The sequence below is a fragment of the Novosphingobium fluoreni genome (genome assembly GCF_014196615.1).
GTDB lineage: Bacteria > Pseudomonadota > Alphaproteobacteria > Sphingomonadales > Sphingomonadaceae > Novosphingobium > Novosphingobium fluoreni.
In genome coordinates, this window is record NZ_JACIDY010000003.1 from 93,275 (window position 1) to 114,149 (window position 20,875).

General features: G+C 66.1%; 21 protein-coding genes. 14 read left to right on the forward strand and 7 right to left on the reverse strand.

Annotation, left to right across the window (positions count from 1 at the left end; all coding sequences use genetic code 11):
- Positions 1–17 precede the first annotated feature (17 nt).
- Genes eda through GGR39_RS07595 form a run of 3 tightly spaced genes read left to right on the forward strand, consistent with a single transcriptional unit; the run spans position 18 to position 4,077 of the window.
- Positions 18–623, forward strand: a complete 606-nt coding sequence (eda, locus tag GGR39_RS07585) for a bifunctional 4-hydroxy-2-oxoglutarate aldolase/2-dehydro-3-deoxy-phosphogluconate aldolase (protein ID WP_183616846.1) — start codon at positions 18–20, stop codon at positions 621–623.
- Entirely contained in the window at positions 623–3,430 is a 2,808-nt protein-coding gene (locus GGR39_RS07590) for a phosphoenolpyruvate carboxylase (RefSeq protein WP_183616589.1), read from the forward strand. Before eda ends, GGR39_RS07590 begins: the two co-directional genes overlap by 1 nt.
- Before the next feature lie 14 nt (positions 3,431–3,444).
- Positions 3,445–4,077: a glutathione S-transferase family protein gene (locus GGR39_RS07595; protein WP_183616590.1), complete on the forward strand. Its 633-nt coding sequence runs from the start codon at positions 3,445–3,447 to the stop codon at positions 4,075–4,077.
- 4 nt (positions 4,078–4,081) lie between these two features.
- On the opposite strand, the gene GGR39_RS07600 is transcribed toward GGR39_RS07595, so the two are convergent.
- A complete protein-coding gene (locus tag GGR39_RS07600) occupies positions 4,082–5,593 on the reverse strand; it encodes a hypothetical protein (protein WP_183616591.1) in 1,512 nt (503 codons plus the stop codon).
- A 160-nt stretch (positions 5,594–5,753) separates the two neighbouring features.
- Here GGR39_RS07600 and GGR39_RS07605 point away from each other — a divergent pair, with 160 nt between their 5' ends.
- Entirely contained in the window at positions 5,754–6,428 is a 675-nt protein-coding gene (locus GGR39_RS07605) for a L,D-transpeptidase family protein (RefSeq protein ID WP_425490591.1), read from the forward strand.
- Between the two features lie 194 nt (positions 6,429–6,622).
- Positions 6,623–6,937 carry a hypothetical protein gene (locus tag GGR39_RS07610; protein WP_058736908.1) on the forward strand — a complete coding sequence of 105 codons (315 nt, stop codon included), beginning with the start codon at positions 6,623–6,625 and terminating at the stop codon, positions 6,935–6,937.
- A gap of 42 nt (positions 6,938–6,979) precedes the next feature.
- Here GGR39_RS07610 and tilS read toward each other — a convergent pair whose 3' ends face one another.
- The 5 genes from tilS to GGR39_RS07635 form a co-directional block, all read right to left on the reverse strand.
- Positions 6,980–7,954 carry a tRNA lysidine(34) synthetase TilS gene (gene tilS / locus GGR39_RS07615; RefSeq protein ID WP_343055821.1) on the reverse strand — a complete coding sequence of 325 codons (975 nt, stop codon included), beginning with the start codon at positions 7,952–7,954 and terminating at the stop codon, positions 6,980–6,982.
- 16 nt (positions 7,955–7,970) lie between these two features.
- Entirely contained in the window at positions 7,971–8,948 is a 978-nt protein-coding gene (locus GGR39_RS07620) for a tetratricopeptide repeat protein (RefSeq protein WP_246388476.1), read from the reverse strand.
- A gap of 109 nt (positions 8,949–9,057) precedes the next feature.
- Entirely contained in the window at positions 9,058–10,056 is a 999-nt protein-coding gene (locus GGR39_RS07625) for a helix-turn-helix domain-containing protein (RefSeq protein WP_183616592.1), read from the reverse strand.
- Positions 10,057–10,203: 147 nt separating this feature from the next.
- Positions 10,204–12,480, reverse strand: coding sequence for a phosphoenolpyruvate--protein phosphotransferase (gene ptsP / locus GGR39_RS07630; protein WP_183616593.1), 2,277 nt, complete (start codon positions 12,478–12,480; stop codon positions 10,204–10,206).
- Between the two features lie 95 nt (positions 12,481–12,575).
- Complete coding sequence (locus tag GGR39_RS07635; RefSeq protein ID WP_183616850.1) at positions 12,576–12,731, reverse strand: YdcH family protein; 156 nt, start codon at positions 12,729–12,731, stop codon at positions 12,576–12,578.
- Positions 12,732–12,926: 195 nt separating this feature from the next.
- On the opposite strand from GGR39_RS07635, the gene GGR39_RS07640 reads away from it, so the two are divergent.
- The 6 genes from GGR39_RS07640 to GGR39_RS07665 all read left to right on the forward strand — a co-directional run bounded on the left by GGR39_RS07640 (position 12,927) and on the right by GGR39_RS07665 (position 17,412).
- Positions 12,927–13,124 carry a YdcH family protein gene (locus GGR39_RS07640; RefSeq protein WP_058736911.1) on the forward strand — a complete coding sequence of 66 codons (198 nt, stop codon included), beginning with the start codon at positions 12,927–12,929 and terminating at the stop codon, positions 13,122–13,124.
- A 154-nt stretch (positions 13,125–13,278) separates the two neighbouring features.
- Complete coding sequence (locus GGR39_RS07645; RefSeq protein WP_183616594.1) at positions 13,279–13,755, forward strand: DUF1465 family protein; 477 nt, start codon at positions 13,279–13,281, stop codon at positions 13,753–13,755.
- Positions 13,756–13,856: 101 nt separating this feature from the next.
- On the forward strand, positions 13,857–14,729 hold the full coding sequence (locus GGR39_RS07650; RefSeq protein ID WP_183616595.1) for an MBL fold metallo-hydrolase: 873 nt from the start codon (positions 13,857–13,859) through the stop codon (positions 14,727–14,729).
- A 79-nt stretch (positions 14,730–14,808) separates the two neighbouring features.
- Positions 14,809–15,654 (forward strand): oxygenase MpaB family protein, encoded by an 846-nt coding sequence (locus tag GGR39_RS07655; protein ID WP_183616596.1) that lies wholly within the window; start codon positions 14,809–14,811, stop codon positions 15,652–15,654.
- Between the two features lie 66 nt (positions 15,655–15,720).
- Positions 15,721–16,593, forward strand: a complete 873-nt coding sequence (locus tag GGR39_RS07660; RefSeq protein WP_183616597.1) for a DMT family transporter — start codon at positions 15,721–15,723, stop codon at positions 16,591–16,593.
- Between the two features lie 78 nt (positions 16,594–16,671).
- Positions 16,672–17,412 (forward strand): SDR family oxidoreductase, encoded by a 741-nt coding sequence (locus GGR39_RS07665; RefSeq protein ID WP_183616598.1) that lies wholly within the window; start codon positions 16,672–16,674, stop codon positions 17,410–17,412.
- Positions 17,413–17,419: 7 nt separating this feature from the next.
- Here the strand turns inward: GGR39_RS07665 and GGR39_RS07670 are convergent, their stop codons facing one another.
- Positions 17,420–18,376, reverse strand: coding sequence for a right-handed parallel beta-helix repeat-containing protein (locus GGR39_RS07670; RefSeq protein ID WP_183616599.1), 957 nt, complete (start codon positions 18,374–18,376; stop codon positions 17,420–17,422).
- A 335-nt stretch (positions 18,377–18,711) separates the two neighbouring features.
- Here GGR39_RS07670 and GGR39_RS07675 point away from each other — a divergent pair, with 335 nt between their 5' ends.
- The 3 genes from GGR39_RS07675 to GGR39_RS07685 all read left to right on the forward strand — a co-directional run bounded on the left by GGR39_RS07675 (position 18,712) and on the right by GGR39_RS07685 (position 20,874).
- Positions 18,712–18,891: a DUF465 domain-containing protein gene (locus GGR39_RS07675; RefSeq protein WP_183616600.1), complete on the forward strand. Its 180-nt coding sequence runs from the start codon at positions 18,712–18,714 to the stop codon at positions 18,889–18,891.
- A 15-nt stretch (positions 18,892–18,906) separates the two neighbouring features.
- Complete coding sequence (locus GGR39_RS07680) at positions 18,907–19,893, forward strand: TerC family protein (protein WP_183616601.1); 987 nt, start codon at positions 18,907–18,909, stop codon at positions 19,891–19,893.
- 93 nt (positions 19,894–19,986) lie between these two features.
- On the forward strand, positions 19,987–20,874 hold the full coding sequence (locus GGR39_RS07685) for a DMT family transporter (RefSeq protein WP_183616602.1): 888 nt from the start codon (positions 19,987–19,989) through the stop codon (positions 20,872–20,874).
- Position 20,875 lies beyond the last annotated feature (1 nt).

Sequence of the window (20,875 nt, forward strand, 5' to 3'; positions counted from 1 at the left end):
GCCCGGTCGAGCGGGTGATGATGCTGGCCCCGGTGATCCCGGTGCTGGTGATCGATGACCTCGACCACGCCCTGCCCATCGCCGAAGCGCTGGTGGCGGGCGGTCTTCCGGCGCTGGAAGTGACGCTGCGCACCCCTTGCGCGATCGACGCGATCAAGGTGATGAAGCAAGTTCCGGGCGCGGTGGTCGGCGCGGGCACGGTGCTGAACCCCGATGATCTAGGCCGCGCGCTGGACGCAGGTGCAGAGTTCATCGTCTCGCCCGGCCTCACGCCCAAGCTGGGCGAAGCGATGGCCCGATCCGGCGCGCCGATCCTGCCGGGCACCGCCAATGCCGCCGACATCATGCTGGCGCTGGAGCTGGGTTTCACGCGCCTGAAGTTCTTCCCCGCCGTGGCTTCGGGCGGCACTCCGGCGCTGAAAGCGATCGCCGGGCCGTTCGCGTCCGTGCGCTTCTGCCCCACCGGCGGCATCACCCAGGACACCGCGCCGGAATGGCTGGCCCTTCCCAACGTGCTGTGTGTCGGCGGTAGCTGGATGGTGCCCAAGATCGAGGCGGGACAGCGCCCCGATACCGCCCAGATCGAAAGGCGCGCCCGCGCCGCCGCCGGGCTGGCTCGCTGATGACGCCCCCCAGCGCGACAGCTGCGCCGACGATCGTCGATCTCAATACCCGGCTGGCCCAGTTGCATCAACAGACGGCGGAGAACCCGCAGTTCAATCCCGTCTTCCAACTGGCCCTCGATCTTTCGCGCAAGCTGGAAAGCGGTGCGCTGAGCCTGGACGCGATCGAGGCTCTCGTCGCGGAACTGGAATGCGAAGGGCTGCGGGTGCGCGCCGCGCGGCTGGATCGGATCGCCGGCCCGATCGCCCCCGATGCGAACGACAACGCGATCGAGGCGCTGGCGGCGCAGGACGATTTCACCGCCTTCGCCGTCCACTGGCAGCGGCCCGCGGCCCACGTCGTCTTCACCGCGCACCCCACTTTCCTGCTTAGCCGCGCCCAGTCCGAAGCGGTGCGCACTTCCGCGTCGAACGGCGATTTCAGCGAGGCCAGCGTCTGCGTCGCCCCGGCCCAGCGCGATACGATCACGCTGGATTACGAGCATGACGAAGCCATGGCCGCCCTCACCCGTGGCCAGGCCGCGCGGGACCGGATCAACGCGCACTTGTTCCGCATCGCCGCGCAGCGCTGGCCCAAGAAGTGGAAGAGCCTGCAACCCATGCCGTTCCGCTTCGCCAGCTGGGTGGGCTACGACATGGATGGGCGCACGGATATCTCGTGGTCCACATCGATCCGCTATCGCCTGCAGGAAAAGGCGCTGCGGCTGACGAGCTATGTCGCAGCGTTGCAGACGGTGCTGCCATCGCTGGCCGCGCGGCTGGATCGCGCCCGTGCTCATACGCAGGAGATGGCCGAGCACTTCGCCGCCGATCTGTCCGCGCCCGAAGACTTGTCGAAGGCGGCCAACGCGCTGACCGCCGACCATGCCGACAAGCTGATCAGCCTCGCGCCCGTGATCGCAGAGTTGGAAGACGAGGCGCGCCATGCCGAGACGGACGTGGCGCGCGAACTGCTGGTCGTGGCGGCGGCGATGCGGGCCGATGGCCTGGGCATGGGCTGGATTCACTTCCGCGTGAACAGCAGCCAGCTGCAGAACGCGATCCGCCAGCGCATCGATCCGGAAGGCACGCTGAACCTTGCCAGCCAGGCCGCACTGGTGCGGATGCGCGAGCTGCTGGCTGAGGTGAAGCCGCTGCGGTCTAACTTCGCCGCGCTGGCGATCGAGAACAGCACGGCAGTGCGCCAGTTCCTCGCCATGGCGCAGATCCTGGGCCACATCGATGCCGACGCCCCGATCCGCATGCTGGTGGCGGAGTGCGAGCAGCCGACCACGGTGCTGGCCGCGCTTTACTATGCCGAGATGTTCGGCGTGGCGGACAAGGTGGATGTCTCCCCCTTGTTCGAAACCGAAACCGCGCTGGAGCATGGCGGCCGGTTCCTGGACGCGGTTCTGGCGGAGCCCGCCTATCGCGCCTACGCCCGCCGCCGGGGCCGCGTGGCGATACAAACCGGCTTTTCGGACGCGGGCCGTTTCGTGGGCCAGATTCCCGCCGCGCTCGCGATCGAGCGGCTGCAGGGCCGCCTTGCCGAAGCGATGGTGGCGAACGGCCTGACCGACGTTTCCGCGCTGGTGTTCAACACCGGCGGCGAATCGATGGGCCGGGGCTGTCATCCCTCCAGCATGGAGGACCGCCTGCATTGGCAGATGTCCCCCTGGGCCCGCCGCAAGTTCCTGCGCGCCGGTGTGCGGCTGGAGCCTGAAGTCAGCTTTCAGGGCGGGGACGGCTACTTGTGGTTCGGGTCTGACGAACTGGCGCTGGCCACCCTCACCCGCTTGACCGAACAACCGCTGTGGCAGGCCGATACCAGCACTCCGGCTGACCCGTTCTATCGCCGCACCGACCTTAGCCTCGATTTCTATCGCGCCATCCGCGATACGCAGCACGCGCATCTGGAAAGCCGCACCTACAGCCGCGCGATCACCGCCTTTGGGCTGGGCCTGCTGAACGATACGGGAAGCCGCAAGGCGCGCCGCCAGTCCGACCTTGCCGCCGATCGCACGATGAGCCTGCGCCAGATCCGCGCGATCCCGCACAACGCCATTCTTCAGCAACTGGGCTATCCGGTGAACGTAATCGCCGGCGTCGGCAGCGCGGCGGAGGGCAATCAGGAGGAAATCGCCGCCCTGCTGCGCGATAGCGAGCGAGGCCGGGCGCTCGTCCGCCTGGTTCGCGCCGCCAACGCTCTTGCCTCGATCAAGACGGTGGCCGCGTTCGGAGAGCTGTTCAACTCCGCCTACTGGTCCAGCCGCCCCTATCGCGGCGACGAACAGCGCATCGCAGACGGCTGCCTCCGCCTGGCCGAATATCTCACCAAGGATGATCGCGCGGGCGTGTACCGCCGCCTTGCCTCTCGGCTGCGAGTGGATGCGGTGAAGCTGCACCGGCTGCTGACCATGATCCCGGACGATGCGCCGCAGGATTCCTCGCGACCGGAACGAGAGGCGACGCGGCGCAACATCGGCGCGCTGCAAGCGCTGCGCCTCACGCTGTTTCAGCACATGTTCCTGCGCACGGTGATGGTGCCGCAATTCAGCCGCGCGAACGACATCAGCCATGACGACGTGATGGAGATGTTCTTCACCTTGCGCGTCGAGGATGGCCTGGCCCAGCTGCGCCGTGCGTTTCCGGTCCACCTGGCCAGCATCGACGATTTCGCGATCGATGCCCCCAGCGATTATCCGGACGAGAGCGCCACCGGCTACGCCCAGATCCATCGTGATTTTATCGAACCGATCGAGCGATCCTACGCGCTGTCGCTGCGGATCGGCACTGCCATCGCCAACGAATTCGGCGCGCACGGATAAGGGAGAAGCCATTCATGCTGACCGTCCACCACCTGGGCCAGTCCCAGTCCGAACGCATCGTCTGGCTCTGCGAGGAGCTGGAGCTGGATTACGAACTGAAGCGCTATGAGCGGCGGGCTGACAATCACCTGGCGCCCGATGAGTACAAGGCGCTGCACCCGATGGGCATCGCGCCGGTCATCACTGATGGAGACCTGGTGCTGGGCGAAAGCGGCGCGATCTGCGACTACATCGTCACGCGCCACGGTCAGGGCAAGCTGGTGCCGGCACCCGATCACCCCGACTTTGCCGACCACTTGTTCTGGTTCCACTGGGCCAACGGCACATTCATGGCCACGGCGATGATGCAACTGGTGCTGGGCTTCACCGATTCCGTGGGCAAGATCCCGTTCGTGGCGGATCGCGATCGGCGCGGCTGGGAGATGGTCGAGACGCGCCTTGGCGAAGCACCCTTTTTCGGCGGCCAGGCCCTCACCACCGCCGATATCATGATGGGATACGCGCTCACCACCGGGCGGGGTTTTCGCCAGACCAGCATCGATGGCTTCCCCAACCTGAAAGCCTACCTGCAGCGCATCGGCGAGCGACCGGCCTACCAACGGGCGATGGCCAGGGCCGAACCCGGCGTTGACCCCAAGCTGACCTGAGCCTTCACCGCCGGATGGCGTAGAGCCTGCCATCCGGCCCGTGAAACACCTGCCGCAGCCAAGGCAGCCGCTGTTCGGGCTGATCGAAGATCCACACATAGTCGAACCGGTCGCGCGGCAAGGCGGCCAGGCTCTGGACCACGCTTGGCCCGGCACACTGCGCGCGCCCGCCGCCCAGAGTGACGGAGGACAGCTCGTTGAACGGCCGCCCCTTGTTGTATGCGGGGTGCATCAGTTGCGCGCCCGGCGTATCCCACTGCGTGTTGGTGAACGCATCGCGCCGGATGATCGCCAGGCTGGCGAGATGCTCGAATCCGCGCATCTGCCATGAGCCGCAGTATGTCGTCACCGCCAGCGCGGCGATGCGGCTGCCTTTCGGCACCTGATCCAGCGCCCCTAAGTCCTGCTGGGCGGCGATGGCGCGCTGGTGCCACCCCACGCTGATCGCCGCCAGCCGCACGCCGAACAAGGCGAGCCCCACCAGCGCGACGATCATGCCCTGCCGCCGGTCTAGCGGCGCGACCGACAAGACCAACACGATCGCCAGCACCGGCAGCAACCGCTCATCCGCGAAGAACGAGTTGAACAGCATCGTCGGCATGGCAAGGTACGCGCCCGCCAGACCCGCCGCCATCGCCAGCAGCCTGACATCTTTGGTGGTGCGGCGGCTGATCAGCAGCCACGCCGTGATGCCCGCCAGCACGCCCACGCAGGCGATATCGAACACTTTGTTCTCTGCCTTCAGGACCACGAACGGCCAGACCATCTTCAGCCGCCAATCATAGCTGAACAGGTCCGCGGTCCCTGCCGAGGCCGCGCGCCACAGCAGGATGAACACCAGCGGCAGCAGCAGCGGCAAGGTGCGCAGCACGGTGGTCTGCATCGCCTTCAACGGGCTGTCAGCGGAGCGCAACTGCGTGGTCAGTTCCCACATGCCGACCATCACCAGCAGCCCTCCCCAGGCGGCGACGTGGGCGATCCACACCACCATCGCCAGCACCGCGAACAGCGGATAGCGCCACTTGGCCGACAGCGCGGGCAAACGCATCCACAAGGCCAGCACCAGCAACCCCAGCGCCACTCCCAGGTGATAGTTCACGAAGCCGTAGATGAACGAAAACGTCCAGACGAACGGCAAGGCTAGCAGCGCCGTAGGCGGCACTTTGCCCCAGGCGCCTTTCGCCACCGCTTGGATGCCCCACACCGTCAGCGGCGGAATCACCGCGGCGGCCAGGCGCGCCGCCGGCTCCGTGGGCAGCACAAGGCCCAGCGGCACCATCATCAGGTCCACCCCCAGGTTGCCGATCAAGCTCCAGTGAAAGTCGAAATATCGGCTGAGGAACGGGGACTGCGCGCCATGGCTCATGATGTGATAGCGGGCGGTGTGGGTGAAGTAGTCCGGCATCATCGGCAGCGGCGAGACCACGAACGGCAAGGTGGAGACCGCCGCGATCAGCAGCCAGAACCAGCCGCGCTCCCAGAACGGGGCCTGCCTTGCCGTGTCATCGCCGATCATGCGAGTGCCTGCCGCCCGTTACCGCTGTGCCCAATCCGCTTCATAGCGCCTGCCAGGCAAAAAGCGACGGCTCCCGCTCGCCAGGCCGGTGGCCATGGCATCGCATCTTGCTATATCGGCTTCAGCACTTCTTCATCGGTTGGCAGCTATTGAGGCAGGCGTGAGCGGACGCATTCTCATCGCATTGGCACTGGCCGGGCTGCTGGCCATCGGCGGCGTGCTCTGGGTATCCACCAGCGGGATGCGCTCCTCGGCGCCGGTGGCCCGGCCTGCCGCGAACGCGCAAGCGCCGGCCGGCGTTGCCGATCCAAAGGCGACGGCCCCTGCTCCTGCCTCTGGCCCCACCCCCTCTCCCGCCGCAGCGGCTGACACGCCCTTCGTCATCAAGCGCATCCTGCCGATCAAGGGCGCGATCAAGTATGGCGAGTGGCATTGGGACGAAGCGGGCGTGCCCGCCGGGCCGATCGTGATCACGGTGGACCTGGACGCACGCGTGCTTTCGATCTTCCGCTCCGGCTATGAGATCGGCGCGGCGGCGGTTCTGCTGGGAACCGAGGACAAGCCGACGCCGCTGGGCGTGTTCCCGATTACCGAGAAGGATCGCAATCACGTCTCGAACCTGTACGACGCGCCCATGCCCTACATGATGCGGCTGACGAACGACGGCATCACCCTGCACGGATCGAAAGTGGAATGGGGCTACGCCAGCCACGGTTGCGTCGGCATGCCCGAAGCCTTCGCCGCAAAAGTATACGGCGCCTCACAAATCGGCGACCGCGTCTTCATCACGCGCGGCAAGACTGTCGGCATGGGCGACACTCTGGTTTCGTCCTGAGGTAGAAAGACGGCGGGCAACCGCTCTCTCGATAAAGAGAAGATCACACTTCGCCCCGGACGTGATCCGTGGTCCCGCTCCCTTCCCGACACGCGGACAAGAGACGGGATCCCGGGTCAAGCCCGGGATGACGAGACTGCGATGGCCGTTCTCGCTCACTTGCAGACATTCATTAGCGCCAGCATAGTGATTCAATGCTGATCACATTGCTAGTGCTCGTCGGCTTCGTCACAGGCGTTCTCCTGATTACGGGCGCGGTCGCGGCGATCTGCCGCCTCGTCACTAAGAGCCGCGCCGTGTCATTGATGATCGGAACCCTCGCCATACCGACTCTGATCTTAGCTTCGTTGGCCTTTTGGATGCTCACGATGGGGGTCCACGACACCCCACCGGGTATGGTCATTATCGGGAACTTGATCGCCGTTGCTATCATCATGCCTCTCGCGCTGCTCGCGAGTAATCTGACTAATCGCTTTTTGGATCGTCGCGCTTTACGGAACGTCGGCTGACCACTAAAACTCGCCGCTCACCGCATCCCCACCCCGCTTTACTCACCCCGCCCGCTTCGGTGCCTTTCGCGCCGGGGCTTTGGCGAAGCTCCAGCCGCCGGCGTTGGGGCGAACGACCAGGGCGCCGATGGAGGCGGGTTCGCCGGCCGCCAGTGCGTCGAACAGGCGGGCGATCGCGCTGCCTCTCGCTTCATCGTCCAGTTCGGCGACGATGCGCGCTATCACGCGCAGCGCGATCGCTTTGGGGGCCATCGGCCGATAGGTCATGCCGAACGGGTCGCGCTTTACCCGCGCGTTGAATTCCATGTCCGCCGACCAACTGAGCGCGGCATCCGCGTCGGCTAGGTGAGCGGCGCTTTGGGCGATGGCGGGAACGTCCAGCCAGTCCGCGCCCGAGATCGCCTTGCGCAGGCGAGCGCGGTCGAAGCGGTCGTCGCGGTTGCTGGGATCGTCAGCAGCCGTCACGCCCGCATCGGCGACGACTTGCGCAAGGTCAGACCGCCGCCAGCCGAGCAGAGGCCGGATCAACGGCAGGTCGCCGTCCGCCATCCAGCCACGCGGCCGCACCCCGGCCAGCCCTGCGACGCCGCTCGCCCGGTTGAGGCGCATCAGCAGTGTTTCGGCCTGATCGTCGGCATGATGCGCGGTGGCGATCGCGTGGAGGCTTCGCTCCTGCGCCCAATGCGCCAGCGCCACGTAGCGGGCGCGGCGAGCGCCGTCCTGCACGTTGCCAGGCTCGACCGTAACGGGCAGAATCGCGTGCGGGATATCGAGCGATCGGCACAGCGCGGCAACATCCGCCGCCTCGATCGCACTTTCGGGCCGCAGGCGATGATCCACCGTCGCCGCCTCCACTCGTCCCGGCAAGGCCGCCGTCGCCAGGAGCAGGAGAGCCAGACTGTCCGGTCCGCCCGAAACCGCCACGCCCAGCCGGGGCGCGGCCGGGGCGTTCATCTCCGGCCAGACCATGCGCAGGGACTGGGCGAAACGCCCAGCCCGTTCGTCAGGAATGCTCACCCCGCAAAATGCGGCGTCAACTGCACTTCAAGCCGCCCTTGGTCGTATCGTATACGCTCTTGAGGCGGCCGGCGGCCTCGGCAGCGTAAGTCGACCCAAATTCCGACAAGGCGATGCAGGCGCGCTTGGTGTCCTGCAACTGCTTCATCGAGATGGCGAGATAGAGCAAGCTGTCGGGCGCACGATCGCCGCGCTTGTCGGCCTGATAGTTCTGGACGAACCACTTGGCCGCTTCCAGGGCATTGCCATCGTCCAGGTAGGCGCGGCCCAGCAGATTGCGGCCCCAGCTGGCGCGTGAGCCGCGCGGGTACCTTTCCAGGTACATCTTCAACTGCTGCTGAGCCTCGGGATAGAACTTGGCTTCCCACAGGCGATAGCCGTAGCTGTATTCGTCCTCCTCGGCGTTACCGGTGCTGGGCTTGACGATGGCGCTGACCGCCTGAACCCGCGAGGAGCTGGGCGCTGCGGCGGCTGGGGACGGTGTAGGGGTCGGGCGTGGCGCAGGCGCTGGCGTGGCGGTGCCGCCCGCGATCTGGCCGGAGGGCGTGGTGCTGACTGGAACGCCAGCATCGTTCGTCGCCAACGGCTGCGTGCCGGTGCCGATGCTCGTCCCCGTGGTGGACGGCTGCGTGGTCGCCAGCTTCGCTTCCAGCTGGGTGATGCGATTGCTGTTCTGTTCCACCTGCCCGGTCAGCCGCGCGACCTGGCTTTCCAGCGCATCCATGCGGGTGAGCACATCGGTCATCGCGCTGGTGGACGGCAGGCGCGCGCCCGGCGTCGGGGTGGGGGCGGAGATTTCCGGCGTGAACATCTTGTCACCATTACCGGGGAAGACCTTGCGTTGCAGCGCGCGCACTTCGCCTTCGACCTTGTTCAGCCGCAGCTCGGTGTTGCTCTGCGCCAGCGCGGGCAGCGCCGTTCCCGCCAGCATCAGCGCGAGGACAGCACCGCTGGCTTGCCGCAAGCCGGTCAGCCGCGAGGGCATCAATACCATAGCCGATCAATCTCCCTTACCGGGCCGCCCATGGGGCCACCCGCATCACCGCCCGCAGGCGTTCCCGATCCTAGATTTGCCTCAACCGCCGGCCCGTGTCGAGCAGGGCCTACTGCGCCGTAGTGGATACCGAATTGTCCTGAGGCACGTTGGCCGGTGCCTCGATGCCCCGCAGCATGTCATCCATGCGGGGGGCCGGTGGCACATCGTCCCGATTGCCGCCCACTTGCTGGCGGATGGGTTGCAGGCGCGTCGTGGTAGCGACCGGACCGGAAGAGGTCGGTGCAGGCGAAGTCGGCGCCGCGGCGGGTGCCTGCCCCGCGGGGCCGATCCGCTCCACTAGAGCCGCCGGGGTCAGCACCACACCGCTGACCACCTGGGGCTTGTCTCCCAGCATCGCCAGCGCCCTGCCGCCGACGGTGATCTGCAACTTGTCCGGACGGCCAGTGCGCAGTTGCGGGTTCTGCGCGTCAGCCGGGACGGTGTAGCTTTCGCCCTGCGCCAGTTCCTTCTGGAACAACTGGTCGCCCTTGTTGTCCGTTACCTTCACCCAGACGCGCGGCGCCATGGCGGTGAGGATGACCGGCCCGGCGGGCGTTGCCGGTTGCGCTTGCGGCGCACGGGCTATGCTGGGCGCGGCGGCCACTTGCCTAGCATCGGGCTCCAGCGGCGGCAGCTGCCCCTCAGGCGAAAGGAAATTGGTCCAGTAAACCAGCAGCGCGCCCACCACGACGACGGCTAGCAGGCCAGCCGCCCACGCGATCCGCGTCGGCGGCACGCGCGCGGGATCGCCGGGTTCGAAGCTGGGCAGCGTTGGCGGGCGGGAGGCGGGTTGCGCATCGATCTGGCGGCGAACACGCGCGGCGATGTCCGCCTCGTCCAGGCCGACGGCGCGCGCATAGGAACGGGAGAACCCGATCGCATAAGTCGGCGCGGCAAGGTCGGTGAACCGGCCTTCCTCTATCAGGATGAGATGGCGTTCGGCCACGCGCGTCTGCGCCGAGATATCGCCGAGGCTGAGCCCCTGCGCCTCTCGGGCGGCACGTAATTGATCACCGACGCTGGTGGGCGACGAAGAGATGCTCGGCGTAATGTCGTGTTTTTCCATGCCGCTCCCGACCGGCGGTTGATAGGGGGCTTCCGGATGGAGACAACGCGGTCCCGACGGCGAAGTCAACCGGGTGTCACGCTCGGACAGGTGCTTTTCGGAGGGTAAAAGTGAACGCAGGATGACAGATACGTATTTAGGCCCAGGTCAATCCACGGAGATGCCGCGTTCCTGAGCCCAGTCCGTCAGCACCTGCCGCAGGTTTTTCGGTGGATTGGCCAGCCAACCCTCCATCGCCGCACGAATTTCCCCGACATTGCACTGGCCGATCATCGCCTTGAGCGGTCCGACCGAAGCGGGGGTAATCGAGAGACGTTCGATCCCCACGCCGATCAGCGCCAGCGCTTCCAGCTGCCGTCCGCCCATCTCGCCGCAGACCGTGGTGTCCACATTGTAACCGTCGAGCGAGCGGACCACCCGGCGCAGATAACGCAGGATCGCCGGGCTCAGCCAGTCATAGCGCTCGGCCAGCTTCGGATTCGCGCGATCGGCAGCAAAGAGGAATTGCGTGAGGTCGTTGGTGCCGATCGACAGGAACTGGATGCGGGGCGCGATCAGGTCGAGCTGTTCGGCCAGCGCCGGCACTTCCAGCATCACGCCATAGCGGATGCTCTCCGCCACGCGCTTGCGGCGGCTGCGCAGGAATTCCAGCTGCCCTTCGAAGACCTTGCGTGCGGCCTCGAACTCCCACGGTTCGCTGACCATCGGGAACATGACATTCAGCGTCCGCCCCGCCGCCGCCTCGATCAGCGCGCGCGCCTGGACTTTCAGCAAGCCATCCCGCTCCAGCGCGACGCGCAACGCGCGCCAGCCCATCGCCGGGTTCTCCTCACCCTCGCCGTCATCGTGACGCAAGTAGGGCAACGTCTTGTCGCCGCCAATGTCGACGGTGCGGAACATCACCGGCTTGTTGCCCGCCGATTCCATTACTTCGCGATAGAGCCGCGTCTGCCGCTCGCGCGCGGGGAGCGTGGCCGAGACGAGGAACTGGAACTCGGTGCGGAACAGGCCGATCCCATCCGCGCCGGTCAGCGCCAGGTTGGCGACATCGTCACGCAGGCCAGCGTTGATCATCACGGTGATGCGTTTGCCGTCCTGGCTGATCGGTACCACGTCACGCAGGGCCGCATAAGCCGCCTGGCGTTCGCGACTGCGGCCAAGCCGCGTCTCGAACGCCTCGATCTGTCCAGCGGCGGCGCGGATGGTGACAGTGGCCTGATCACTATCCAGCAGCAGCGGATCGCCTTCCCGCACTTTGCCGCGCAGGCCCCTCACCCGGCCCAGGACCGGAATGCCCATTGCCCGCGCCACGATGACGACGTGGCTGGTCAGCGAGCCTTCTTCCAGCAAGACGCCCTTGAGGCGGCGCCGGTCGTATTCCAGCAGTTCGGCCGGGCCCAGGTTGCGCGCGATCAGGATCGCATCGCTGCGAAGGCCCATGGTGGCGGCAGTGCCCAGCTGGCCCGAAACGATGCGCAGCAAGCGGTTGGACAGATCCTCCAGATCGTGCATCCGGTCTGCCAGCAGGGGATCGTCGATCTGACGCATCCGCATCCGCGTGCGCTGCTGCACCCGCTCGATCGCGGCTTCGGCGGTCAGCCCGGAATCGATCGCCTCGTTGATGCGGCGGGTCCAGCCTTCGTCGTAGGCGAACATCTTGTAGGTCGCCAGGACCTCCTCATGCTCGCCGCCCACGCCGAATTCGGCCTGGTTGGCCATGCGCTCCACCTGGTCGCGCATCTTGTCGAACGCCATGATCACGCGGGCGCGCTCGGCCTCGGTGTCCTCGGCCACGACATGCTCGATCGTGATGCGCGGCTGGTGATAGACGGCAACGCCGCTGGCGAGGCCCTTCACCAGGGTCAGCCCGCGCAACTGCTCAGGCCCGGTCTGGCCGGAAGCACCGGCATAGCTATCCACTTCGTCCACCAGATCGGCGTTGTGGATCAGTTCGGACAGCACCATCGCCACCGTCTGCAAGGCCTCGATCTCGATATCGGCATAGCCGCGCGGGTCCACATGCTGGACTGACAACACGCCCACCGCCCGCTCACGCCGCACGATCGGCACGCCGGCAAACGAGTGGAATTTCTCCTCGCCCGTTTCGGGACGGTACATGAAGTCAGGATGGGCCGTCGCCTCGGCCAGGTTGAGCGTTTCGATCTCCTCGGCGATAGTGCCGACCAGACCTTCGCCCACGGCCATCCGCGTGACGTGGACGGCCTCCTGCGCCAGTCCGCGCGTGGCGAACAGTTCCAGCATCCCTTCGCGCAGAAGGTAGATCGAGCAAACCTCGCTATCGAGGCATTCGCCGATCACTTCCACCACGGTGTTCAGCTTGGTTTGCGCGTTGCTGCGCGAAGCCATCACTTCGTGCAGGCGCGTCAGGATATTCCGGGCGGCTTCGACGGCTCCGATGCTCATGTTGTCTCGACTAGCCCAAAGCTCCGGCTTTGGGAACGCAGCAGAACCGCCGAATGTCGCTATTTATTTATGAGGTAAATATCGAAAGGGCCCGATCAATGACGGGCGATCTCTTCCTTGAGGCGAAGTTTTTGCTTCTTAAGAGCTTGTATCGCCACGGCATCGGGTATGGGCCGGCTCATCTCCGATTGGATCTGCCGCTCAAGACCCGCGTGTTTGTTCTGCAAGGCGCTGACGTGCGAAGTTTCCATGGATGGTCCTCCTTTCAAACGCGCCGAACCCGTGTCTGCCGACTCGGCATCATGCGGATGCGGCACAATTGTCATGGAACCATAATAGGGCGGGCTTGCGAAGCGCCGTGATGCCCCATATCGGTGAGCCGCCGCCCGGCTGCGTCGAGCCGGGAAAGCGGTTTTTGATGAATTCCAACGGTGAGGAAGTGCCGCGTGACCGAAGAGGAAATGCGCAAGCGCCTGGAAATACTGCGGGTTGAGCATCGCGATCTCGATGCCGCGATCGATGCGCTGAACGCGGCCGGCTCTAACGACCAGCTGCAGATCGCGCGCCTGAAAAAGCGCAAGCTGCGCCTCAAGGACCAGATCGCCATCATCGAGGACTACCTCATCCCGGACATCATCGCCTAAGCCATTTGCCCGCTTGCGCAGGGCTTTGCATGGACGGCTGACCCGCCGCCACAAATCAGGCGTCGCGTTCCCTTTTCGGACAGGTGCGAATTGACCCGAAAAAAGTAACGCGGGGCCGTTGCCGCGCCTCCCCGTTCGGTCATATCAGAGCGCCATGGGGCATGCAGTTACGATCAATCCACGGATCATAGAGGGGCTTTATTGCGAGGCGCTCGTCCTATCGGACGAAGTGCGCCACGCTTTCGCGCTGAGCGGGAGGATGGGCACTGGCCATGGTGACGACCTTGGCGACCCGGAAGACCGCGCCCGCGTCGCCTTGTCGAGCGAGGGGCTGCGCACCACCACCCGCATGATGCACGCGGTGGCCTGGCTGCTGAACCACCGCGCCTACTTCCTGGGCGAATTGTCCGAGTTCCAGCTGCGCCGCCATGGCCGCCTCTCTGCGGACATGCGCCGCTGCGAGGTGGATCAATTGGCGCTCTTGCCTCCGCCGATCCAGGAATTGGTGCAGACCACGCTGCGCCTCTACGATCGGCTGTTGCGCCTGGATGCCCGCTGGCGCCAGCCTGAGGAAGACCACGGCGCCATCGCCCGCCTGCGCGAACGGCTGGAGCGGCGTCTGGCGGGGTGAGCGATATCGGGGCGCAGCGCACCAGAACGCTCCTGCATCGTCGCAAAGGCCGATCCGTCTCCGGCTCGACACCGCCGCCACGAGGCCCCATATCGCCCGTCATGGACGCTCCTGCCGAACCCTATCCCTACGCCTCGGCCGAACAGGTGGACCCGCTGGTGCGGCGCGTGCTGGCGCACAATCCCTCGGCCTTCACCTACACCGGCACGCAAAGCTATATCGTCGGCAGCGGCGCCGAAGTGGCGGTGATCGATCCCGGCCCCGACGAGGCTGAGCATATCGAGGCGCTGCTAGCCACCATCGGCGATGCGCGCCTGGTGGCGATCTGCTGCACGCACACGCATCGCGATCACTCACCCGCCGCCGCGCCCTTGTCGGCACGGACCGGCGCGCCGATCATCGGCTGCGCACCGTTGACGATGGACGACGATGGCCCCCGCGCCGACGCCGCCTTCGATGCCTCCTACCGCGCCGACCGCGTGCTGGCCGATGGCGAAACCGTTGTGGGCGATGGCTGGACGCTGGTGGCGGTGGCGACGCCGGGGCACACTTCGAATCACATCTGCCTGGCGCTGCCCGAAAGCGGCGTGCTGTTCACCGGCGATCACGTGATGGGCTGGTCCACCAGCGTGGTCTCCCCGCCCGATGGCGACATGACCGACTACATGGCTAGCCTGCAGAAGCTGCACGATCGGGAAGATCGCATCTACTTTCCCGCCCACGGCCCCGCGATCGAGAAGCCCCGGCAGCTGGTGCGCGGCATGATCGGCCACCGCCGCAGCCGCGAGAAGCAGATCCTGAAGCAGATCGGCGAAGGCCACACCCGCATCGCCCAGATGGTCCCCCGGATGTACAAGGGCGTGGACGAACGGCTGTGGCCGGCCGCAGGCCGCTCCGTCCTGGCTCATCTGATCGACCTGGACCGCCGCGGCTTCGTCACCCCGGTGGGAGAAGAGTGGTTGCCCGCCGCCTGAGCTGGAAGACGGGCTTGCCCGCCGGGGCACATCGAGCGGCCTGGAGGGCACCCATGTCCCGGCTAACCGTTGAAGCCTCATGCCCGATTCCCTCAATTTGCCCGAGCGCCTGAAATCCTCGATCCGAACGCGCGTGGTGCGTGTTTTCAACGATGTCGATCGCGGACAGGCCCCTGTGCTGCGCAGCGATCATGCGCTGTTCGCGCCTGGCTCGGTAGTATGGCGGGTGCATGGCGATGTCGGCGCGATGATGGTCGGCGGTATCGCCAGCCTCCTTCTGCAGATGCTCCACCCCGCCGTGCTGGCCGGGGTGTGGGACCATTCCAACTTCCGCCGCGACATGCATGGCCGCCTGCGCCGCACCGCCCGTTTCATCGCCGAAACGACTTATGCCGATCGCACGCAAGCCGAAGCGGCGATCGCCACCGTCCGGCGGGTTCACGACTATGTGTCGGGTACACTGCCGGACGGCACGCCCTACACTGCGAACGATCCGGCGCTGCTGGCCTGGGTCCATGTGACCGAGACCAGCAGCTTCCTGGATGCCTGGATCAGATACGGCGAGCCGCTGATGTCGCTGGCCGAGCAGGACCGCTATTTCGCGCAAATGGCGCAAGTGGGCGAAGCGCTCGGCGCTCATCCCCTGCCCCGCAGCCGGGCCGAGGCGCGTGATCTGATCGCGCGAATGCGGTCGCAGCTGAAGGTGGATGCCCGCACGCGGGAAGTTGCCCGCCTGATCCTGAGCGGCAATAGCACGTCCGCGCTCGGCGATGCACCACGCAAGCTGGCGACGCAGGCCGCCATCGATCTGCTGCCGGACTGGGCGCGCCGAATGCATGGCCTCTCCGTCTCAACCCTGGGAAAGCCCTTGGTTCGCGCCGGAACATTCGGCGTAGCACAAACCCTGCGTTGGGCTTTTCGCTGACACGACACCCAACGGGATCGAAACCGAGGTCGACAGGGCACGAGGAGGTGGCCATGGACCGTCTCCATGTTGGCCCGCCTCGCCCCCGCGCTGTTCGTCCTGATTTGGTCCACCGGTTTCGTCACCGCGCGCTGGGTGGTGCCGCACGGTGCGCCGCAGCTGATCCTGCTTGTCCGACTGGCCATCACCGCCGCGGTGATGGCAGCCGCGGCGTTCACGGCGCGAGAAGCCTGGCCGCGCGGCGCGCAGCTGCGCCGCCACCTGCTGGCCGGAGCCCTGTTGAACGGCATCTACTTATGCGTCAGCTGGTGGGCCGTGCAGCGCGGGATGCCGGCCGGGATCATGGCGCTGCTGGGCGCGCTGCAACCGTTGCTGGTGGCGGTGGGAAGCTTCCTGTTCATGGGCGAGCGCCTGCCCGCGCGCGGCTGGGGCGGGCTGGCCGTTGCGCTGGCCGGCGTGTTCCTGGTGCTGGCGCCTTTGCTGGAGAAAGGCTTGCAAGTCAGCGTCCCTCTCATCGTCGTTGTCGGCGCCTGCACCGCCATCCTCGCCATGGCGGCGGGGACCATGGTCCAGTCCGGCAAGTTGGCGGCGGATGGCATCTGCGTATCCAGCGCTGTGCAGAACCTGAGCGGCGCGATCGTCGCCCTGGTGATCTGCGTGATGGTAGGCGATTATCGCTGGGACAATTCGCCGCAGTTGTGGTTCGGCCTGGGCTGGTCGGTGCTGATGCTGTCCGCCGCGGGCCTTTCGCTGCTGGTCTGGATGACACGCCGCCAGGGCCCCACCCGCGTCAGCGTGCTGCTATTGCTGGTGCCGCCCCTGGCCGCGCTGGAATCGCGCTTCCTGTTCGGCGAGCACTTGATGACCGTGCAGATCATCGGCTTCGCCGTGGCGCTGGGGGGCGTGCTGCTGGCCCGATCAGGTCCGAAAAAAGCCTGACGGCCCGCATCATTGCTGTGGCAAGGGGCCGCCGCCTCGCCTAGCCTCCTGAGCATTGCGGCGGACCGGGGAACACGAATGCAGCCACTTCTGGGAAAGACCGCCGTCATCATCGGTGGCGGACGCGGGATCGGCGGCGCGATCAGCCGGCGATTGGCCGCCGATGGCGCGAAGATCGGCTTCACTTATCGTGATCGCGTGAGCGAGTCGCAAAGCTTGCGAGCAGAGCTGGAAGAAGGCGGCACCCAAGTCGCCATAGCGCAAGTCGATGTCCTTGACGTACCCGCACTGACCGATGCGATCGAGGGGTTCGCGCGCGACCTGGGCGGCCTCGACATTCTGGTGACGGTGGCGGGAACGACGGTCTCGGGCGCGCTGGAAACTTACGCGGACGATGCGTTCGATATCTCGTTCAACGCCAACGTGAAGGCCCCCTTCCATGCCGCCAAGACCGCCGCCGCGCTGATGCCTTCGGGCGGGCGGATCATCACCATCGGCAGTATCGTGGCGGATCGGATGCCCGGCCCCGGCGGCACGCTCTACGCCGCCAGCAAGGCCGCGCTGAAGGGCATGACGCGTGGCCTGGCCCGCGATCTGGGGCCCAGGGCCATCACCGCCAACCTGGTCCAGCCAGGCCCGATCTCGTCCGAGCGCAACCCGTCGAACGGGCCAAACGCACCCGCGCAACATGCCCAGCTCGCGATCGTGCGGCATGGAACCCCGGATGAAGTGGCCGCGCTGGTGGGCTATCTCGCTTCGCCAGAGGCGGGCTTCGTCACGGGATCGGTCTATAATATTGACGGCGGCTGGTCGGCCTGAACGCCCGTCAGCGCTTCTCGTAGCGCGTCAACCCGGCGCCCAGCGCGTTCTGCCCCAGCTTCACTGCATCGCCGGACCAGTCCGCCACGAAGGCGCTGCGGCGTTCGATGCCGGGCGCGAAGCGGGCGTCGTTGTTCTCTATCACCAGCCCGCCCGAGGTGTGGTTCTGATGCTCGGCCGCTATGGCGATGAAGGCGGAGTAGTTCTCCTTGTCCCGCCCCTGGACGAACCAGTTGTCGGCAATCCGGCCGGTTGCGCCGTCGCTGAGGTCGATCATGTAGTTGGTCGCGCGGCCATGCGAATCATCGAAGCTGCAATTCAGGATCGCCACTCTGGCGGCGCGGGTCTTGACGTAGTGGCCGCCGGTCCCCTGCTCGAACCGGCTGTTCGTCACCGTCAACGCGCCGTAGTTTCCGATATAGATCGAGTGAGCGCAGCCTGACCCTTCGCATGTCCCCAGGCGGGTGAACGTGGACTTGTCGATCTTGACTACGCCCTGCGGATCGTCGCCCGTCAGGATGCCCTGCTCGCTATCGCGAAACCAGCTTTGCGAGACCGAGAGGCTGCCATGTTCCAGCCGCACGCCAGAGCCGTTCTTGTCACTGACGCGGATATTGGCGAAGGTCAGCCCATCGATCCGCGCCGCCCGCCCGCGCAGCACCAGAGCGCCCTTTCCTTCGCACGCAACACCGTCCAGCACCGCCTGGCCCGGCACCGCGGCAACATAGGCGACGTCGCCCTGTGTCTGCACCGCGCAATCGGCAAAGCGGGCGGAGCCGAAACGGATCGTGCCGCGCGCATCGCCGATGGCGTCGACCGCCTCTTGCAACCGGGCGTAGCTGCGCCCGGTTTCCACCACCGTGTAGGGCGCGTCCTCGCTCTGCGCGAAGGTGGGCGCAGCAGCGATGGTGACGGCCGTGGAAACGGCAAAAGCTGCGAGCGCAAGGCGGGGCGTTGTCTTCATGGTAGCGGCTTAACGCGCAATTCGGCACCCGGGCATCCGCTGGTTTGATGCTGCCTCTTTATGGGACGCAAGCCAGCCGGTTTATGACTTTGCGACAAAACATGTCCGCGCTGGCCGGCATCTTGAAGAGCATTGAGGACCAGCCCAAATCAAACCTGCGGACCGGGCCCCTCTGGCGCGGCGCTCTTGCGAGCGCGGCGTGATGTCGGACCGCATCGGGTGAGACCGATGCCGGAGATACGGGGCTGCCCTTCCCCCCCAAACTCCTAGGCACCGCGCTTCGGCATTGGCTCACTCGATCGAACCATCATCCTCGTTCGATAGGGAACTCGGCCATGCATCTGCGTTTCTTCACGCTGTTGGAGCAACTTCAGAAACTCGACGACCACCTGCGGCTGGCGCAATCGCGCAGTCGCCCCGATCCGATCGAGATCGGCCATCTCAGCGCGCGCAAGCGCACGCTGCGGCAGCGATTGGCGAAAGTGATGCAGCGATCCACCGCCCAGCCTGCTTGATGGAGCGCTTGAGCCATGGAATTTCTAATTGCTGACTGGCTGGGCACGCCTGCGTGGTTCTGGCTGGCATTTGCCGCGATCGTCCTGATCCTCACCGCCTTCGACCTTGGCGTCCTGCACAAAGACGACAAGGAGATGGGCATCGGCGAATCCCTCAAGCTGTCCGTCTTTTATATCTTCATCGCCATGCTGTTCGGCGCCTGGGTGCTTTACGCCAAGGGCCAGCAGGCCGGCGTGGAATACTACACCGGCTATTTCATCGAAAAGGCGCTGTCGATCGACAACGTCTTCGTCATATCGATGATCTTCGGGTTCTTCGCGATCGAGGCGAAGTACCAGTATCGCGCGTTGCTTTGGGGCATTCTTGCCGTCATCGTGCTGCGCGGCCTGATGATCGCGGGCGGCGCGGCGCTGATCGCCAGCGCGCACTGGGTGATGTGGATATTCGCCGCCTTCCTGGTCTTCACCGGCGTGAAGATGCTGTTTACCGGAGAAAGTGAGCCGGACATCGGCAAGAACCCGGCGGTGCGCTGGATATCGAAGCACCTCAACGTCACCAAGGAACATCACGGCAGCCACTTCTTCGTGAGGGCCCCGAATGCGCAAGGTCAACTGGCCTGGGCGGCGACACCGCTGTTCCTGGCGCTGGTGGTGATCAACCTGGCCGATCTGGTCTTCGCGGTGGATTCGGTGCCGGCGATCTTCTCCATCACCAGTGACACGTTCATCGTCTACACCTCGAACATCATGGCGATCCTCGGCCTGCGCGCGCTGTATTTTGCGCTGGCGGCGATGGTGCACCGCTTCCACTACCTGAAGTATGCGCTGGCGCTGGTGCTGGTGTTCATCGGCGCGAAGATCCTGATCGCAGACTTCGTGCTGGGCGGGGCCAAGTTTCCCCCGCTGCTCAGCCTGGCGGTAACCGTGGCGCTGATCGCGGGCGGCGTGGTCTGGTCCTTGTGGAAGACCCGTGGCGAAGATCTGAAGCAGGTGGCGCACTAACTTCGGCCAGCCCGTGCCCGCCGGCAGGCAAGGCCGGGCGGACACGTGGCAGCGTGGCTATCAACGCCGATGATCCGCAGCTAAGGCGCGGCGATGGAAGCTCATTCCGCACCATCGCCGCGCTGGAGCGCAGGCCATCTGGCCGCCCTGCTGCTGGCGAACGTCGCACTGGCTTTAGGCCCATGGTTCGTCAGGCTGGCGGATACCGGCCCCGTCGCCGCAGGGTTCTGGCGGCTGACGCTGGCGCTTCCCGTGATCTTCGTCCTCTCCCGCCGTGATCCGGTGCAGCGCCGGAGCGTCAGCGGGGCCACGCTCGCGCTGGTGGCGGGAGCGGGCGTGTTCTTTGCGCTGGACCTGGCCAGCTGGCACATCGGCATCGCCACCACCAAGCTGGCCAACGCATCGCTGTTCGGCAATTCGGGCAGCGTCATCCTGATGGCCTGGGGCTTGATCGCCGCCCGCCGTGCTCCGCGCGCGCTTGAGATCATCGCCATCCTCTGCGCGCTATCCGGGGCGGCGGTGCTGATGGGCGGTTCGCTGGAGATCAGCCACGCCAGTTTCGTGGGAGACCTGTTTTGCCTGCTCGCGGGGTTCTTCTACGCGTTCTACATCCTGATGCTGGCCCCGGCCCGCGCGCGACTGGGCCAGTTCTCGCTGCTGTTCTGGTCCACCCTGACCGGAGCGCCGATCCTGCTGGGCGTGGCGGCGCTGATGGGCGAGGCGATCGTGCCCGGCAACTGGACGCCGCTGCTGGTGCTGGCGATGAGTAGCCAGGTCGTGGGCCAGGGGCTGCTGATCTATTCGCTGAAGAATTTCCCGCCGCTGGTGATCGGCCTGGCGCTGCTGACCCAGCCGGCCATCTCCGCCCTCACCGGCTGGCTGGCCTTCGGCGAAATGCTCAGCGCAGGGGACGTCCTGGGCATGGTCCTGCTGGCGGGCGCGCTTGTGCTGGCGAAAGTGGGGGATCGCCCTGCGCCATAAG

Excerpts from the sequence above, each read along its gene's own strand:
- GGR39_RS07660 (WP_183616597.1), top strand. The coding sequence starts at position 15,721 with ATGTTGGCCCGCCTCGCCCCCGCGCTGTTCGTCCTGATTTGGTCCACC.
- GGR39_RS07610 (WP_058736908.1), top strand. The coding sequence starts at position 6,623 with ATGCTGATCACATTGCTAGTGCTCGTCGGCTTCGTCACAGGCGTTCTC.
- GGR39_RS07685 (WP_183616602.1), top strand. The coding sequence starts at position 19,987 with ATGGAAGCTCATTCCGCACCATCGCCGCGCTGGAGCGCAGGCCATCTG.
- GGR39_RS07680 (WP_183616601.1), top strand. The coding sequence starts at position 18,907 with ATGGAATTTCTAATTGCTGACTGGCTGGGCACGCCTGCGTGGTTCTGG.
- GGR39_RS07645 (WP_183616594.1), top strand. The coding sequence starts at position 13,279 with ATGGGGCATGCAGTTACGATCAATCCACGGATCATAGAGGGGCTTTAT.
- GGR39_RS07595 (WP_183616590.1), top strand. The coding sequence starts at position 3,445 with ATGCTGACCGTCCACCACCTGGGCCAGTCCCAGTCCGAACGCATCGTC.
- GGR39_RS07590 (WP_183616589.1), top strand. The coding sequence starts at position 623 with ATGACGCCCCCCAGCGCGACAGCTGCGCCGACGATCGTCGATCTCAAT.
- GGR39_RS07655 (WP_183616596.1), top strand. The coding sequence starts at position 14,809 with ATGCCCGATTCCCTCAATTTGCCCGAGCGCCTGAAATCCTCGATCCGA.
- GGR39_RS07670 (WP_183616599.1), bottom strand. The coding sequence starts at position 18,376 with ATGAAGACAACGCCCCGCCTTGCGCTCGCAGCTTTTGCCGTTTCCACG.
- GGR39_RS07620 (WP_246388476.1), bottom strand. The coding sequence starts at position 8,948 with ATGGTATTGATGCCCTCGCGGCTGACCGGCTTGCGGCAAGCCAGCGGT.
- eda (WP_183616846.1), top strand. The coding sequence starts at position 18 with ATGATGCTGGCCCCGGTGATCCCGGTGCTGGTGATCGATGACCTCGAC.
- GGR39_RS07635 (WP_183616850.1), bottom strand. The coding sequence starts at position 12,731 with ATGGAAACTTCGCACGTCAGCGCCTTGCAGAACAAACACGCGGGTCTT.
- ptsP (WP_183616593.1), bottom strand. The coding sequence starts at position 12,480 with ATGAGCATCGGAGCCGTCGAAGCCGCCCGGAATATCCTGACGCGCCTG.
- GGR39_RS07600 (WP_183616591.1), bottom strand. The coding sequence starts at position 5,593 with ATGATCGGCGATGACACGGCAAGGCAGGCCCCGTTCTGGGAGCGCGGC.
- GGR39_RS07665 (WP_183616598.1), top strand. The coding sequence starts at position 16,672 with ATGCAGCCACTTCTGGGAAAGACCGCCGTCATCATCGGTGGCGGACGC.
- GGR39_RS07650 (WP_183616595.1), top strand. The coding sequence starts at position 13,857 with ATGGACGCTCCTGCCGAACCCTATCCCTACGCCTCGGCCGAACAGGTG.
- GGR39_RS07625 (WP_183616592.1), bottom strand. The coding sequence starts at position 10,056 with ATGGAAAAACACGACATTACGCCGAGCATCTCTTCGTCGCCCACCAGC.
- GGR39_RS07675 (WP_183616600.1), top strand. The coding sequence starts at position 18,712 with ATGCATCTGCGTTTCTTCACGCTGTTGGAGCAACTTCAGAAACTCGAC.